This window comes from Micromonospora pattaloongensis (genome assembly GCF_900107255.1).
Classification (GTDB): domain Bacteria; phylum Actinomycetota; class Actinomycetes; order Mycobacteriales; family Micromonosporaceae; genus Micromonospora_I; species Micromonospora_I pattaloongensis.
This window is the reverse complement of sequence record NZ_FNPH01000002.1, coordinates 633,953-649,407: the sequence shown is the minus strand read 5'-3', so window position 1 is coordinate 649,407 and position 15,455 is coordinate 633,953. Positions and strand designations below refer to the sequence as shown.

The following is a 15,455-nucleotide window of genomic DNA, read 5'->3' as shown; positions in this document are numbered from 1 at the left end:
CATGGGACACTGGGCAGGTTATGACGAGCCTCCCCGTGATTCCGACCAGCCCGGACGCCCCCATCGGTGGGGCCGCCCGGCGCGCCGCCATGCCGCCGCGGCACCTCGCCGACCTCGACCTGGCCGGGCGTCAGGCGCTCGTCGCCGAGCTCGGAGAGCCCGCCTTCCGGGCCAAGCAGCTCTCCAACCACTACTTCGGCCGACTGGTCCGCGATCCGGAGCAGATGACCGACCTGCCCGCCGCCACCCGCGCCCGGCTCGCGGAGCAGCTGCTGCCCCGGCTGCTGAACCCGGTGCGGGAGATGGCCTGCGACGACGGCGCCACCCGCAAGGCGCTCTGGCGGCTGCACGACGGCTCGCTGGTCGAGAGCGTGCTGATGGGCTACCCGGACCGGATCACGGTCTGCATCTCCAGCCAGGCCGGCTGCGGCATGGCCTGCCCGTTCTGCGCCACCGGCCAGGCGGGGCTGACCCGCAACCTCTCGACCGCCGAGATCGTCGACCAGGCGGTCTACCTGGCCGGTGTGGCCGCCTCCGGCGCGGTGGCCGGCGCGCCGCCGCGGCTGTCGCACGTGGTGTTCATGGGCATGGGCGAGCCGCTGGCCAACTACGCCCGGGTGGTGGCGGCGATCCGGCGGCTCTGCGCGCCGGCCCCGGAGGGTCTGGGGCTGTCGCAGCGGCACATCACGGTCTCGACCGTGGGGCTGGTGCCGGCCATCCGCCGACTGGCCGACGAAGACCTCTCAGTGACCCTTGCGCTGTCGTTGCACGCGCCCGATGATGATCTGCGCGACGAACTCGTGCCGGTCAACCAGCGGTGGAAGGTAGCGGAGGTGTTGGACGCCGCGTGGGACTACGCGGGGCGTACGGGCCGGCGCGTGTCCATCGAATACGCGATGATCAGAGACGTGAACGACCAGCCGTGGCGCGCGGATCTGCTGGGCCGCCTGCTGGCCGGCCGGCTGGCGCACGTCAACCTCATCCCGCTCAACCCGACTCCGGGCAGCCGCTGGGACGCCAGCCCGAAGCCGGTCGAGCGGGAGTTTGTCCGCCGGCTGCGGGAGGCCGGGGTCTCGACAACCGTGCGGGACACCCGGGGCCGGGAGATCGACGGTGCGTGCGGGCAGCTTGCCGCGGCGGAGGTCGCATCGTGACCAGACTTTGTGACGAGTGAGCGAACCAGGAGACATAGTGGCGAGTCAGGGTCAGCGTTTCCGGCGCAAAGCGCTCCGTCGGGGATACAAGGTTGACGAGGTCGACGCGTTCCTGGACCGCGTCGAGGCCACCCTCGCGGGGGAGTCGGTCGGCGCCCCGGTCGCGTCGCAGGACGTTCACGACGTCGTGTTCCGGGTGCGGTTCGGCGGCTACGACGAGTGGCAGGTCGACCTGCACCTGGACCGGGTGGAGCGGCAGCTCGCCGAGCTGGAGGAGCGGGGCGGTCCCAACCGGGGACCGGACCCGCGGATGGCGCCGCCGGAGCGGATGGGCCCGCCGCCGGAGCGGATGGGCCCGCCGCTGCGAGACGAGCGCGGCATGGCTCCCGTGCCGCCGCCGCTGCCGCCGCGTCCGATGCCGGCACAGGCCGGTCCGCCGCCGGAGCAGTACGGCCGCTACGACGAGCCGACCGGGGCGTTCGGCGGCGGCTACGACGACCCGCGCGGCGGTTACGACCGGCCGCCGGTGCCGGCCGGCCCCGGCGGGCCCGGCGGTGGCTACGGTGCGCCCGAGGAGCGGTTCGACGGCTTCGAGGCGGGTCGGCACGGCAAGATGGACATGACGGCCGAGATCCGGATGCCGGACCGCGACCCGCGGGCCGCCGGGATGGGCATGCCGCCGATGGGGGGCGCGCCGGGCTTCGGTGACCCGGCGATGCAGCGCATCGACCAGATCCGGCGGACGTTCCAGGTGCGGCGCTTCGGCAGCGGCTACGACCCGATGCAGGTGGATCGCCTCTTCGAGGGCATCCTCAACGCGATGTCGGGGCGGGGGCCGATGCCGGTGCCCGAGAACGACCTGGACACGTTGCGGTTCGGGCTGGTCTCGGGCGGCTACTTCGAGGCCGAGGTCGACGCGGCACTGCGCGAGGTGAAGGACATCCTGCTGCGCCGTCGCTGAGCGGTGACACGACGAGGGCCCGCCCGGAACTCCGGGCGGGCCCTCGTGTCTGTGCTGGGGCGGGGGTCAGGACCGCAGGCCGTAGCGGCGCAGCACCTCGTCGCCGATCACGATGAGCAGGAGCAGCGCGGCCACGGAGATCAGCCAGATGTTCTCGACGTTGCCCTCGTGATTGCCGATCGTCATCAGCACCAGCGCCACGGCGGAGACGATCGCGCCGATGCGTCCGGCCTTGCGGTGGCCCGGCTTCCGCTGGTCGGGCGAGGTTACCGGCTCGCTACCTGCCACTTTCGGTCCTTCTCTCTCGTTGGCGAATCCGGCTCCCAGTCTGTCACGCCGTCCTCGCCGCGCGGCGCAGGGTCGACGTCCGACAGGCGTGGGGCGTGCCGGGACGGGTACGCGCCGCACCGGGACCGACTGGTGGAGCCGCCGCCGGGCGGGCGGATGCGGGCGTCGCCATTCGGTGGTCCAACGGCCTCCGGTAGGTTCTGCCGTACACCTTCGTGTTTCTCAGCTAGGGGGTCTGCGCGGTGCGAGTGACGGGTACGGGACACGCCAGCATGCGGATCGACACGGCCGCGGGCAGCATCCTGACCGACCCGTGGGTCAATCCGGCGTACTTCGCGTCGTGGTTCCCCTTCCCCGACAACTCGCAGCTGGACTGGGAGACGCTCGGGCAGGTCGACTACCTCTACGTGTCGCACCTGCACCGCGACCACTTCGACGCGGCGCACCTCAAGCGCTTCATCTCGAAGAAGGCGACGGTGCTGCTGCCGGAGTACCCGACCTCGGAGCTCGAGGACGAGCTGCGCGAGCTGGGCTTCACCAGCTTCATCCGGACCAAGAGCGAAGAGGTCATGGAGCTCGACGGCGGGCTCAAGATCATGATTCAGGCGCTCACCAGCCCGACGGACGGGCCGATCGGTGACTCGTCGCTCTGGGTGGAGTACGACGGGATCCGGCTGCTCAACCAGAACGACGCCCGCCCGACCGACCTGGCGCTCTTCGCCGAGCTGGGCCACGTGCACGCGCACATGCTGCAGTTCTCCGGCGCGATCTGGTACCCGATGGTCTACGAGCTGCCCGAATCGGCGAAGCGGGCGTTCGGCAAGCAGAAGCGCGAGCGGCAGTACGACCGCACGTGGCGCTACATCGACGACCTGAAGGCCTCGCACGTCTTCCCGATCGCGGGTCCGCCGTGCTTCCTGGACGACTCGCTGTGGCAGTTCAACGACATCCACGGCGACGAGGGCAACATCTTCCCGGACCAGCACGACTTCCTGCGCGAGTACGCGAAGGTCGGTGGCACCAACGGGGTGGTGCTGCTGCCGGGCAGCGTCTCCGAGCTGACCGTCGACGGTGGCATCACCACCACCCATCCGGTCGCCGACCTCGACGAGTTCTTCGCGAACAAGGAGCAGCACCTGCGCGACTACCAGGCGCGGCAGCGCCCGGTGATCGAGGCGGCCAAGGCGTCGTGGCGGCACCCCGAGATCGACGTGCTGAAGGAGATGAAGCACCGGATCGAGCCGCTGCTCGAAGAGTCGATCTACCTGGCCAAGGGGGTCGGTGGGCCGGTCCGCTTCGACCTGGTCGGCTACGACGGCGAGTCCGTCGAGTCGATCCTGGTGGACTTCCCCGGCAAGCAGGTCCGGCCGTACGCCGACGAGAAGGTCCGCTACCGGTTCCGCACCGAGCGGGCGCTGGTGGAGCACCTGCTGCACACCGGCGAGGTCGACTGGGTCAACTCGCTCTTCCTCTCCTGCCGCTTCTCGGCCGCCCGCATCGGCCAGTACAACGAGTTCGTCTACGCGTTCTTCAAGTGCCTCTCCGAGGAGCGGCTGCAGTACGCCGAGGGCTGGTACGACGAGCACGAGCGGGCGGTCGACGCCGAGGACATCACGATCGGCGACTGGGTGGTGCAGCGGCGCTGCCCGCACCTGAAGGCGGACCTGAGCCGCTTCGGGATCGTCGAGGGCAACCAGCTCACCTGCCAGCTGCACGGCTGGAAGTTCGACCTCTCCAGCGGCCGCTGCCTAACGAGCGTAGGCCACCAAATCCGCGCCCACCGCGCCGACTGATCACGCCGATCTTGCAGTTGTGGCCCGGACAAGTCAGGTATAACCGGACAAAGGCAGGGCCACAACTGCAAGATCGCGGGGCTATCGGCCGAGGTCGCGCAGGATGCGGCGGGCGGCGTTGTGGCCGGGGGCGCCGATCACGCTGCCCGCCGGGTGGCAGCCCGCGCTGCCGGCGTACACGCCGTCAACCCCCGTCGCGTACGGCATCCGGTCGGTGAACGAGACGGTGTTGTCGACGTGGTGGATGTGCCCGCCCGTGATGCCGAAGTGCGCCTCGATGCCGGGCGGCGCCAACGGCACGGCGTCGGCCACCAACTCCGCGGTGCCCGGCGCGTACCGCTCGCAGATCTCCAGCAGCCGCGCCACGTAGCCCGGCAGCGCCGCCTCCCAGGTGGTGTCCGCCAGCGCGTAGGGCACGGACTGCACGAACAGCGCGGACGAGTGGTGGCCCGCCTCGTCCCGCAGCGACGGGTCGACGGTGGTGTGCAGATACCACTCGATGGTCGGCTCCGCCGGCAGTCGCCCGGCCCGCACGTCGGCCCACATCGCCCGCAGCGCCGCCATCGGCGACTCGCCGGTGCCCCCGCCGACGAGGGACGCCGAGCCGGGGAGCAGGTGGATGGTCGACCCGAACGGGCTGGGCGCGTCGGCGGGCAGGCAGGAGAAGCGCGGCAGCCCGGTGAGGGCGAGGTTGAGCTTGAGGGTGGCGCCGGGGCGGCGGACCGCCGTCATCCGCTCGGTGAGCGGCGCCGGGAGCGCGCCGTCGGGCATCAGCTCCATCAGCCGGTACGGGTCGCACGCGCCGAGCACCACGCTCGCCGCCACCGCGCGGCCGTCGGCGAGCTCGACGCCGCTCGCCGCCCCGCCGTCGAGCGTGATCGACGTGACCGGGGCCCCCGTGAAGATCTTCGCGCCGGCGGCCCGCGCCGCGTCCGCGAACGTCCGCGACACCGTGCCCATGCCGCCGGCCGCGATCATCCAGGTGCCGTCCGCGCCCGGCAGCCGGCACATGTTGTGCACGAGGAAGTTGTGGCCGGTGCCGGGGTCGTCGGGGCCGGCGTTGAGCCCGGAGAGCCCGTCGGTGACGGCGTACATCGAGACCAGCAGCTCGGAGCGGAACTCGAAGCGGGCGAGGTAGTCGGCGACCGAGCCGCGGACCAGGTCGACGAAGTGCTGCCGCAGCGCCGGCCGTACGTACCGCTCGGCGGTCTCCTCCGCCGACAGCGGCTCGGCCAGCCAGGCCGGAGCGAGGTCCTCCCGCAGCGCGGCCAGCTCGGCCTGCATCGCGTCGTCCGCCCCCACGTCGGCCGGAGAGAAGAACGACGCCATCTGGCTGCGGGTGGCGGCGCGGTCGCTGCCGAAGAGCAGGTACGGCGAGCCGGCGCCGCCGGGGGTCGGCAGGAAGTAGTGCGGGTCGCGGCGCAGCACCGGAATCTCCACGTCCAGCGTCCTGATCAGCTCCGGCGGCATCAGGCCCAGCAGGTAGGAGCCGGTGGAGTGGCGCAGCCCGGGGACGTTCGGGAAGGGCCGCTCGGTGCGGGTGGCGCCGCCGATCGTCTCCGCGCGCTCCAGGACCACCACGTCGAGCCCGGCCCGGGCCAGGAGCACGGCCGAGACCAGGCCGTTGTGCCCCGCGCCGACGATCACCACGTCGGCGCGGCGGGGCAGTTCCTGCACGATGTCGCTGGTCACGGCGGCTCCTCGCAACGCTGGGGAAGGGCAGCTCAGACTAGCGGCGGGGCGGCCCGTACCGTACGGGTGACGGGCGTCGGACGGGGGGGCGGGAATGTTCGCGTGGTGGGGGAGCGCTGTCGTGCGGCTGCGCTGGGTCGTCCTGGCCGCGGCGATGGTGCTGATCGCCGTCGGCGCGACCTGGGGCGCGGGGGTCTTCGGCGCGCTCACCGGCGGCGGGTTCGACGATCCGGCGAGCGAGTCGAGCCGGGCGCGGGAGCGGATCACCGCCGAGCTCGGCAACCAGGACGTCGACCTGCTGGTTCTCTACTCCAGCGACAGCGCCGCCGTGACGGACCCGGCGTTCCGCGACCCGGTGACCGCCACGCTGCAGCGGCTGCGCGAGCGGCCGGAGGTCGCCAGCGTGACGAGCTGGTACGACACCCGGTCGCCGGCGCTGCTGGCCACCGACCGGCGGGCGACGTACGCGCTGGTGCAGCTGCGCGCCGCCGACGAGGACGGCAAGATGTCGGCGTACGCGGCGCTGCGCCCGGCGCTCGACGCGCCCGGCCTGACCACCCGGGCCGGCGGGACCGTCGCCTTCCTCGACGAGGCCAACCGGCAGTCCGTCGAGGACATCACCCGGGCCGAGACGCTCTCCATGCCGGTGCTGCTGGTGCTGCTAGTGGTGATCTTCGGTGGCCTGGTCGCCGCGTCCACGCCCCTGCTCATCGGCGGTCTGGCGATCCTGGGCGCGTTCATCGCGGTGCGGCTGCTGAGCATGGTGACCGACGTGTCGGTCTTCGCGATCAACATCATCACGTTGATCGGGCTCGGCATGGCGATCGACTACGCGCTCTTCGTGGTCAGCCGGTTCCGCGAGGAGCTGGCCGCCGGACACGACACCCCGGCCGCGATCCGGCGCACCATGGCCACGGCCGGCCGGACCGTGCTGGTCTCCGGGCTGACCGTCGCGCTCGCGCTGGCCAGCCTGCTGATCTTCCCGCAGCCGTTCCTGCGCTCGATGGCGCTCGGCGGGGTCGCGGCCGTGCTGGTCGCCATGCTCGCCTCGCTGACGGTGCTGCCGGCCGTGCTGGCGGTGCTCGGGCACCGGGTCGACGCGTTGCGCGTACCCGTGCCGTGGCGGCGGAGGACGGCCGGGCGGTCGCCGGCCGGCCCGGCGCGCGATGGCGGCTCGGCGCGCCCGGCGCGCGATGGCGGCTCGGCGCGCCCGGCGCGCGATGGCGGCTCGGCGCGCCCGGCGCGCGATGGCGGCTGGGCGCGGCTGGCGCGCAGCGTGATGCGCCGCCCCGTTCTGTACGCCGGCGCCGTGATCGCGCTGCTCGCGCTGCTCGCCGCGCCGTCGCTGCGGATGACGTTCGGTGGCTTCGACGAGCGGGTGCTGCCGGCGAGCTCCGAGGCGCGCGCGGTGGCCGACCGGATCAACGCGGACTTCCCGGGCGGCACGGTCGGCCCGATCGACGTGCTCGTCTCCGGCGCCCCGGCGGAGCAGGCGCGGCAGTTCGCCGACCGCATCGGCGCGGTGCCGGGCGTCACCGGGGTGCAGGTGGCGGCGAACCGCGGGACGGCGACGCTGCTGTCGGTCGCGTACCGCGGCGAGCCGACCGGCGAGACCGCGCAGGAGGCGGTGCGGGCGATCCGCGGGCTGAGCCCGCCGCCCGGCGCGCAGGTGCTGGTGGGCGGACGCACCGCCGCCAACGTCGACCTGGTGCAGAGCCTCGGCTCCCGGCTGCCCTGGATGGCGCTGATCATGGCGTCGGCGACCCTGGTCCTGCTCTTCCTCGCGTTCGGGTCGGTGGTGCTGCCGATCAAGGCCGTGCTGATGAACCTGGTCTCGATCGGTGCGTCCTTCGGTGTGGTCGTCTGGATCTTCCAGGACGGGCACCTCGCCGACCTGCTCGACTTCACCTCGACCGGGTTCATCGAGCCGAGCAACCCGATCCTGATGCTCGCGGTGCTCTTCGGGCTCGCCACCGACTACGAGGTCTTCCTGCTGTCCCGGGTCCGTGAGGAGTGGGACCGGACCGGCGACAACACCGCGTCCGTGGCCTCCGGGCTGCAGCACACCGGCCGGATCATCACGGCGGCCGCGTTGCTGCTGGTCATCGTGGTGGCCGGGTTCGCCACCGGTGGCATCCAGTTCGTCAAGCTGATCGGCGTCGGCATGATCGTGGCGATCGTGGTGGACGCCACGCTGGTCCGGGCCCTGCTGGTCCCGGCGACGATGCGGCTGCTCGGCCGCTGGAACTGGTGGGCCCCCGCCCCTCTAACCCGCCTCTACCACCGCATCAACCTCCGCGAACCCCTCGACCCCGATGATCAGGGAGTTACTCCCGCGGGTCGTCGGCGTGTCGGCGCCAGCGCCCCCTGATCACGCGGATCATGCCCGCGGGGTTCCGTGGGGCGGTGGGAATCGGGGATTGGTTTTATGATCGCCGGGCGCGGGAGGAGGTCCGGTGCTCATCCGGTTCGAGGCGGCGCCCGACAAGAAACTGCTGACCGGGGCCGTGCGGCACACCATGCGTCGCTCGCTGCGGACGCTGCGGGCGACGGGCGTGCTGGCCCTCGGGCTCGCCGTGGTGACGGCGCTGCTCGGGTTCCGGGCCGCCGCCGTGCTGCCCGCGGTGGTCGGCCTCGGCTACCTGCTCGTGCTGCCGGTGGTCCTGGTACGCCGGGCGGTCGGGACGAGCTGGCGCTTCTGCGGCCTGCCGACCACGTACGAGATCACCGCCGAGAGCGTCCGATGGTCCACCCCGCTCGCCGACTCCACCATCAAGTGGGACGCGTTCGCCCGCGTGGACCCGCTGCCGGGGCAGCTCGTCTGCCGGCTCACCAAGGTCCAGTTCGTCGCGCTGCCGACCGCGCCGCTCTCCGGCGAGGACGAGCACAAACTGGTGGGCGTGCTGCGCGACCGGGGACTGATGGACCCGGTCCGGCCCGACGATCCGGACCGCGTCCCCCCGCCGTCGCCCCGGGCGGAGATGAAGGCCGCCAAGCGGGACGAGCGGATCCGCCGCCCCGTGCCCTGACCCGGCCGATCCCGTCGGACGGGGCAGCGCGGTTAGGCTGGCCGCAGCAGAATGTCCCGCGGAAGGGGTGAGCGTCGATGGCGCAGCCGGCGTCCCGGTCCGGGGCCGAGGTGCCGCGGGAGCCGTCGTTCGACGTGCTCGGCGTCGTCGACGCGCCGTGGACCGCGAAGCTCGCGCTTGACCTGTTGCCCGAAACCAACGGCCCCAAGGTCGAGGTCTTCAGCGGGAGCGTCATCGTGACCCCACACGCCGGGATCGACCACCAGTCGGTCGAGCGCGAGCTGCCGTACCTGCTGCACCGTGCCGCCCGCCGGGCCGGATTCTGGGCGTATCCCGAGATCAACGTGATCTCGGGTGACGACCTTTTCATTCCCGACCTCGCGGTCCTGCGGGTCTCCGGCGGGGGGAAGCCCGCGGTCCCGATCTCCGACGCCGTCCTGCTCGGCGAGATCGTCTCGCCGGGGAACCGGCGCAAGGATGTGATCGACCGGCCGCGCGAGTACGCCGCCGCCGGGGTGCCGTTCTTCCTCCGCGTCGACCTGCGCAACCGGGTGCCGGCGCTCGCGCTCTACGAGCTCGTCGAGGGCGGCTACCGGCCGATCTCCGCCGCCGCCGCCGGCAGCACGTTCGTGATGACCGAGCCGTTCAAGTTCTCCATCGACCCGGCCGAGCTGCTCGACGACGAGGCGGCCGGAGACGGCGCGCGCGACGGGGCACCGGGGTCGGAGCCGGGGCGGGCGTGAGGCTCGCAGAAGGCGGTCGAACGGCTTCAGGGAGAATGAGGGCGTGACCCCACCCCGCGAGATCGTTCTGCTCGGCTCCACCGGCTCGATCGGCACGCAGGCGATCGACATCGTCCGGCGCAACCCGGAGCGTTTCCGCGTCGTCGGGCTCGGCGCCGGCGGCGGCAACGTCGGGCTTCTCGCCGCCCAGGCGCTCGAGCTCGGCGTCGAGGTGGTCGGGGTCGCGAAGGCGTCCGCCGCCCAGGATCTGCAGCTGGCGTTCTACGCCGAGGCCGCCAAGCGGGGGTACGCCACCGGCGACTTCCGGATCCCGAAGATCCTCGCCGGCCCGAACGCCATGGCCGAGCTGGCCGAGTGGCCCTGCGACGTCGTGCTCAACGGGGTCGTCGGCTCGCTGGGGCTCGCGCCGACCCTGGCGGCGCTGCGCGCCGGGCGTACGCTCGCGCTCGCCAACAAGGAGTCCCTGATCGCCGGCGGGCCCGTCGTGCGCGCCGCGGTGACGCGGCCGGGGCAGATCGTGCCGGTCGACTCGGAGCACAGCGCGCTGGCCCAGTGCCTGCGCTCCGGCGCCCCCGCGGAGGTGCGGCGCCTGGTCGTGACCGCCAGCGGCGGCCCGTTCCGGGGGCGGCGGCGGGAGGAGCTGACCGGGGTCACGCCGGAGCAGGCGCTGGCGCATCCGACCTGGAACATGGGGCCCGTCGTCACGATCAACTCGGCGACCCTGGTGAACAAGGCGCTGGAGGTGATCGAGGCGCATGAGCTGTTCGACATCGCCTACGACGACATCCAGGTCGTCGTCCACCCGCAGTCGGTGATCCATTCGATGGTCGAGTTCGTCGACGGGTCGACCATCGCCCAGGCCAGCCCGCCGGACATGCGGCTGCCGATCGCGCTCGCGCTGGGCTGGCCCGACCGGGTGGCCGACGCCGCGCCCGCGGTCGACTGGACCACGGCGCACACCTGGGAGTTCCAGCCGCTCGACGACGAGGTCTTCCCCGCCGTGCGGCTGGCGAAGCAGGCCGGCGCCGCGGGGCGCTGCCGGCCGGCGATCTACAACGCGGCCAACGAGGAGTGCGTGGCGGCGTTCATGGCCGGGCGACTGCCGTTCCTCGGCATCGTGGAGACCCTGGAACGGGTGTTGCAGGTGGCGCCGGACTTCGACGAACCGGGTACCGTCGAAGACGTGCTCGCCGCCGAATCCTGGGCGCGCGCACGTGCCCAGGAACTCATTCAGACGGCGGCGAGGGGAGCTTGATGCTGTACGTGCTCGGGACGGCGATCATCGCCCTGGGGATCCTGATCTCGGTAAGCCTGCACGAGGCCGGTCACATGCTCACGGCCAAGCGCTTCGGGATGAAGGTCACCCGTTACTTCGTCGGTTTCGGCCCCACGGTCTGGTCGTTCAGGCGGGGCGAGACCGAGTACGGCCTCAAGGCGATCCCGCTCGGCGGGTTCTGCAAGATCGTCGGAATGACGCCGCAGGACGACGATGTCGATCCGGCCGACGAGCCGCGCGCGATGTGGCGCTTCCCGGTCTGGAAGCGGACCATCGTGATGGCCTCCGGTTCCATCACCCACTTCGCGCTCGCGCTGATCGCCGCGTGGTTCGCGGCCATGTTCGTCGGACTGCCCAACCCCGACCTGCCCACGACCGAGGCCGAGATTCGGCAGGAGCCCGCGGTGATCGCGGTGACCGACTGCGTCTACGCGCAGCAGCCCACCCGGGCCGGCTGCCAGCCCGGCGACCCGGCCAGCCCGGCCAGGGCCGCCAACCTCCGCGACGGCGACCGGATCACCGCGGTCAACGGCACGCCGGTCGCGACCTGGGGCGAGATGACCCAGACGGTGCGCAACACGCCGCCCGGCAAGGCGAAGATCGACTACGTCCGCGACGGCACGCCCGGGCGCGTCGACGTCGAGTTGGCCGCGGTGCAGCGGGCGCCGGTGGGCGATCCCAACGGCCCGAAGAGCACGGTGTCCGCGCTCGGCGTCGAGCTGACCATCCAGAAGCCGGCGACGGTGACGTACGGCCCGGTCGACGCGATCGGCGCGACGGCGCGCTACACCGGCGACATGGCGGTGGGCACGTACCACGCGATGAAGCGGATCCCGGAGAAGGTGCCGGCGCTCTGGGCGGCGATCACCGGGGCGGAGCGCGACGTCGACACCCCGATCAGCGTGGTCGGCGCGAGCCGCCTCGGCGGTGAGGCGCTGGAGAACGGGGTCTGGCAGATCCTCGTCTTCCTCTTCATCTCGCTGAACTTCTTCGTCGGGGTCTTCAACCTGCTGCCCCTGCTGCCCCTCGACGGCGGCCACATCGCGATCGCCTGGTTCGAGCGGGCCCGGTCGTGGGTCTTCGCCCGGCTCGGCAAGCCCGACCCCGGCCGCGTCGACTACTTCAAACTGATGCCCCTCACGTACGCGGTGATCCTGATCGGCGGCGTCTTCACGCTGCTGACCGTCACCGCGGACGTCGTCAACCCCATCACGCTCTTCTCAAGGTGAGTGCCCAAGTGACCGCTGTCAGTCTCGGTATGCCCGCCGCGCCCGCGCCGCAGTTGGCGCCCCGCCGCAAGAGCCGGCAGATCATGGTCGGCTCGGTGCCGGTCGGTGGCGGCGCCCCGGTGTCGGTGCAGTCCATGACCACCACGCTGACCGCCGACATCAACGCGACCCTGCAGCAGATCGCGGAGCTCACCGCGGCCGGTTGCCAGATCGTCCGGGTGGCGGTGCCGTCCCAGGACGACGTGTTGGCGCTGCCGGCGATCGCGAAGAAGTCGCAGATCCCGGTGATCGCCGACATTCACTTCCAGCCGAAGTACGTGTTCGCCGCGATCGACGCGGGCTGCGCGGCGGTCCGGGTCAACCCGGGCAACATCCGGCAGTTCGACGACAAGGTGAAGGAGATCGCCAAGGCGGCCTCCGACGCGGGCGTGCCGATCCGGATCGGCGTCAACGCCGGGTCGCTGGACAAGCGGCTGCTCGCCAAGTACGGCAAGGCGACGGCGGAGGCGCTGGTCGAGTCGGCGCTGTGGGAGTGCTCGCTCTTCGAGGAGCACGGCTTCCGGGACATCAAGATCTCGGTGAAGCACAACGACCCGGTGGTGATGATCCGCGCGTACCGGCAGCTCGCGGAGCGGTGCGACTACCCGCTGCACCTCGGCGTCACCGAGGCCGGCCCGGCCTTCCAGGGCACGATCAAGTCGGCGGTGGCGTTCGGCGCGCTGCTCGCCGAGGGGATCGGCGACACGATCCGCGTCTCGCTCTCGGCGCCGCCGGTGGAGGAGATCAAGGTCGGTAACGCCATCCTGGAGTCGCTGGGCCTGCGCGAGCGCGGCCTGGAGATCGTGTCCTGCCCGTCCTGCGGGCGCGCCCAGGTGGACGTCTACACCCTCGCCGAGCAGGTGACGGCCGCGCTGGAGGGCCTGCCGGTGCCGCTGCGGGTCGCGGTGATGGGCTGCGTGGTGAACGGTCCGGGGGAGGCGCGCGAGGCGGACCTCGGGGTGGCCTCCGGCAACGGCAAGGGGCAGATCTTCGTCAAGGGCGAGGTCATCAAGACGGTGCCGGAGTCGCAGATCGTCGAGACGCTGGTGGAGGAGGCGCTGCGCCTCGCCGACCAGATGGGCGCCGAGCTCCCGGAGGAGCTGCGCGAGCTGATCACCGGCCCCACGGTCACGGTTCACTGACGAGGTCGCGGCTCTGCTCAACACGGTGGGGTGGGGAGCCGGCCGGCATTTCGGGCTGAGGTGCGCCCCTCGACCGGGTGGGTAACGACGGCGGTGCTACCCGCGGGGGCGGGATCTGGCAGGCTGATGGGCGTGCTGATGGCGCCGGTACGGCAGCTCGGTGAGGGCGAGCGTGGAGCGGTCGAGCGACTGCTCGACCAGGATCCCTACGCGGCCGCGCAGGTGGCCGAGCGGGTCGCGGCGCACGGCCTGTCCTGGTGGCGCGCCGAGGGCCGCATCTTCGGCTACGGCGCCCGCCGCCGGATCGAGTCGATCTGCTGGTCAGGTGGGCACCTCACCCCGGTCTGCGCCTCCCGGCCCGCCGTCGAGGCGTTCGCCGAGCGGCTCGGCGCGGAGGAGCGGATCTGCTCGTCGATCGTGGGGCGCGCCGACGCCGTGCTCGGGCTCTGGGAGCTGCTGTCGCCACGGTGGGGGCCGGCCCGGGACATCCGGGAGGACCAGCCGCTGCTCGTCGCGGACGCCCCGCCGGAGGTGCCGCCCGACCCCCGGGTCCGGCTCGTCGGCATGACCGAGGTCGACCTGCTCTTCCCGGCGTCGGTGGCGATGTACACCGAGGAGGTCGGGGCGTCGCCGCTGGCCGGCGACGGCGGGCGCAGCTATCGCCGCCGCGTCACCGATCTGGTCCGGGCGCGGCGGGCGTACGCGCTGATCGTCGACGGCGAGGTGCTCTTCAAGGCGGAGCTGGCGATTGTCACCCGGCACACCGCGCAGATCCAGGGCGTCTGGGTCGCGCCCGCCTGGCGGGGGCGGGGGCTGGCCGCCGGCGCGATGGCGGCGGTCATGGCGGACGCGCTGGGCCGGGTCGCCCCGACCCTCTCCCTCTACGTCAACCACTACAACGTGGCGGCCCGCCGGCTCTACCGCCGGTGCGGTTTCCGCGAGGTCGGCGCCTTCGCCACCGTGCTGTTCTGACGCGACAGGCCCCTCCCACGGCGGGAGGGGCCTGTCGCGTGTCATGTCACCAGGCGCGGAGGTACTGGGACGGCCAGCCCGGCTCGGCGCCGAGCTTCGCCGCCGCGCGCCGCGGCCAGTACGGGTCGCGCAGCAGTTCCCGGCCGAGCAGCACCAGGTCCGCCTGCCCGCTGGTCACGATCTCCTCGGCCTGCTCCGGCTCGGTGATCAGGCCGACCGCGCCGGTCGGCACCCCCGCGTCCCGGCGTACCCGGGCGGCGAGCGGCACCTGGTAGCCCGGTCCCACCGGGATGGTCGCCCGCGGCGCCGCCCCGCCCGACGAGCAGTCGATCAGGTCCACGCCGGCGCCCGCCAGCTCCCGGGCGAGCGCCACGCTGTCCTCGACGGTCCAGCCGCCCTCGACCCAGTCGGTCGCGGAGATCCGCGCCAGGACCGGCACGTCCTCGCCGACGGCCGCGCGGACCGCCCGCGCCACCTCCAGGGTCAGCCGCATCCGCCCGTCGAGGTCCCCGCCGTATCCGTCGGTGCGGTGGTTGGTCAGCGGGGAGAGGAACTCGTGCAGCAGGTAGCCGTGGGCGGCGTGGATCTCGACGACCGCGAAGCCGGCGTCCAACGCCCGCCGGGCCGCGACCGCGAACGCCTCGACAACCGCCGCGATGCCGGCCTCGTCGAGCGCGGTCGGGGTCCGGTAGGAGGGGATGAACGGCTCGGCGCCGGGACCGACGGGCGTCCAGCCGCCCTCGGCGTCCGGCACCCCGCCCTGCCGCTGCGCCCACGGCCGCGCGGTCGAGGCCTTGAAGCCGGCGTGCGCGAGCTGCACCCCCGGCACCGCGCCCTGCTCGGTGAGGAACGCGGTGATCGGCCGCCACGCCTCGACGTGCGCATCCGACCAGATCCCGACGTCCTGCGGGGTGATCCGCCCCTCGGGCAGCACCGCGGTCGCCTCGGTGAGCACCAGGCCGGCGCCGCCGACCGCGCGCGACCCGAGGTGCACCAGGTGCCAGTTGTGCGGCAGCCCGTCCGGGCCCGCGGAGTACTCGCACATCGGCGAGACCGCGACCCGGTTGGGCAGGGTGACCCCCCGCAGACGCAGGGGTGTGAAGAGCTGACTCATTCGGCTACTCCTTGACGGATGAG

At 72.6% G+C, this 15,455-nt stretch carries 13 protein-coding genes; 10 read left to right on the top strand and 3 right to left on the bottom strand.

Going from position 1 to position 15,455, the window contains the following annotated elements; all coding sequences use genetic code 11:
* Nucleotides 1-20 precede the first annotated feature (20 nt).
* On the top strand, nucleotides 21-1,154 hold the full coding sequence (gene rlmN / locus BLW47_RS08855; protein ID WP_091554166.1) for a dual-specificity RNA methyltransferase RlmN: 1,134 nt from the start codon (nucleotides 21-23) through the stop codon (nucleotides 1,152-1,154).
* A 37-nt stretch (nucleotides 1,155-1,191) separates the two neighbouring features.
* On the top strand, nucleotides 1,192-2,115 hold the full coding sequence (locus tag BLW47_RS08850; RefSeq protein WP_091554163.1) for a DivIVA domain-containing protein: 924 nt from the start codon (nucleotides 1,192-1,194) through the stop codon (nucleotides 2,113-2,115).
* A 66-nt stretch (nucleotides 2,116-2,181) separates the two neighbouring features.
* Here the strand turns inward: BLW47_RS08850 and BLW47_RS08845 are convergent, their stop codons facing one another.
* Nucleotides 2,182-2,403, bottom strand: coding sequence for a DUF2631 domain-containing protein (locus BLW47_RS08845; protein WP_091554159.1), 222 nt, complete (start codon nucleotides 2,401-2,403; stop codon nucleotides 2,182-2,184).
* 242 nt (nucleotides 2,404-2,645) lie between these two features.
* On the opposite strand from BLW47_RS08845, the gene BLW47_RS08840 reads away from it, so the two are divergent.
* Nucleotides 2,646-4,196: a Rieske 2Fe-2S domain-containing protein gene (locus BLW47_RS08840; protein WP_091554156.1), complete on the top strand. Its 1,551-nt coding sequence runs from the start codon at nucleotides 2,646-2,648 to the stop codon at nucleotides 4,194-4,196.
* 81 nt (nucleotides 4,197-4,277) lie between these two features.
* Here BLW47_RS08840 and BLW47_RS08835 read toward each other — a convergent pair whose 3' ends face one another.
* Complete coding sequence (locus BLW47_RS08835; protein ID WP_245736544.1) at nucleotides 4,278-5,888, bottom strand: phytoene desaturase family protein; 1,611 nt, start codon at nucleotides 5,886-5,888, stop codon at nucleotides 4,278-4,280.
* 121 nt (nucleotides 5,889-6,009) lie between these two features.
* Here BLW47_RS08835 and BLW47_RS08830 point away from each other — a divergent pair, with 121 nt between their 5' ends.
* The 7 genes from BLW47_RS08830 (at nucleotide 6,010) to BLW47_RS08800 (ending at nucleotide 14,318) form a co-directional block, all read left to right on the top strand.
* Nucleotides 6,010-8,259: an MMPL family transporter gene (locus BLW47_RS08830; protein WP_245736543.1), complete on the top strand. Its 2,250-nt coding sequence runs from the start codon at nucleotides 6,010-6,012 to the stop codon at nucleotides 8,257-8,259.
* An 85-nt stretch (nucleotides 8,260-8,344) separates the two neighbouring features.
* Nucleotides 8,345-8,917 (top strand): YcxB family protein, encoded by a 573-nt coding sequence (locus tag BLW47_RS08825; protein WP_091554148.1) that lies wholly within the window; start codon nucleotides 8,345-8,347, stop codon nucleotides 8,915-8,917.
* 77 nt (nucleotides 8,918-8,994) lie between these two features.
* Nucleotides 8,995-9,660, top strand: coding sequence for a Uma2 family endonuclease (locus tag BLW47_RS08820; RefSeq protein ID WP_091554144.1), 666 nt, complete (start codon nucleotides 8,995-8,997; stop codon nucleotides 9,658-9,660).
* Between the two features lie 43 nt (nucleotides 9,661-9,703).
* On the top strand, nucleotides 9,704-10,915 hold the full coding sequence (dxr, locus tag BLW47_RS08815; RefSeq protein WP_091554141.1) for a 1-deoxy-D-xylulose-5-phosphate reductoisomerase: 1,212 nt from the start codon (nucleotides 9,704-9,706) through the stop codon (nucleotides 10,913-10,915).
* A complete protein-coding gene (locus tag BLW47_RS08810; RefSeq protein ID WP_091554138.1) occupies nucleotides 10,915-12,165 on the top strand; it encodes a M50 family metallopeptidase in 1,251 nt (416 codons plus the stop codon). Before dxr ends, BLW47_RS08810 begins: the two co-directional genes overlap by 1 nt.
* An 8-nt stretch (nucleotides 12,166-12,173) precedes the next feature.
* Nucleotides 12,174-13,346, top strand: coding sequence for a flavodoxin-dependent (E)-4-hydroxy-3-methylbut-2-enyl-diphosphate synthase (gene ispG, locus BLW47_RS08805; RefSeq protein WP_091554134.1), 1,173 nt, complete (start codon nucleotides 12,174-12,176; stop codon nucleotides 13,344-13,346).
* A gap of 132 nt (nucleotides 13,347-13,478) precedes the next feature.
* Nucleotides 13,479-14,318 (top strand): GNAT family N-acetyltransferase, encoded by an 840-nt coding sequence (locus BLW47_RS08800; protein WP_091554667.1) that lies wholly within the window; start codon nucleotides 13,479-13,481, stop codon nucleotides 14,316-14,318.
* Nucleotides 14,319-14,364: 46 nt separating this feature from the next.
* Here the strand turns inward: BLW47_RS08800 and BLW47_RS08795 are convergent, their stop codons facing one another.
* Nucleotides 14,365-15,432 (bottom strand): NADH:flavin oxidoreductase/NADH oxidase, encoded by a 1,068-nt coding sequence (locus BLW47_RS08795; protein ID WP_091554131.1) that lies wholly within the window; start codon nucleotides 15,430-15,432, stop codon nucleotides 14,365-14,367.
* Nucleotides 15,433-15,455 lie beyond the last annotated feature (23 nt).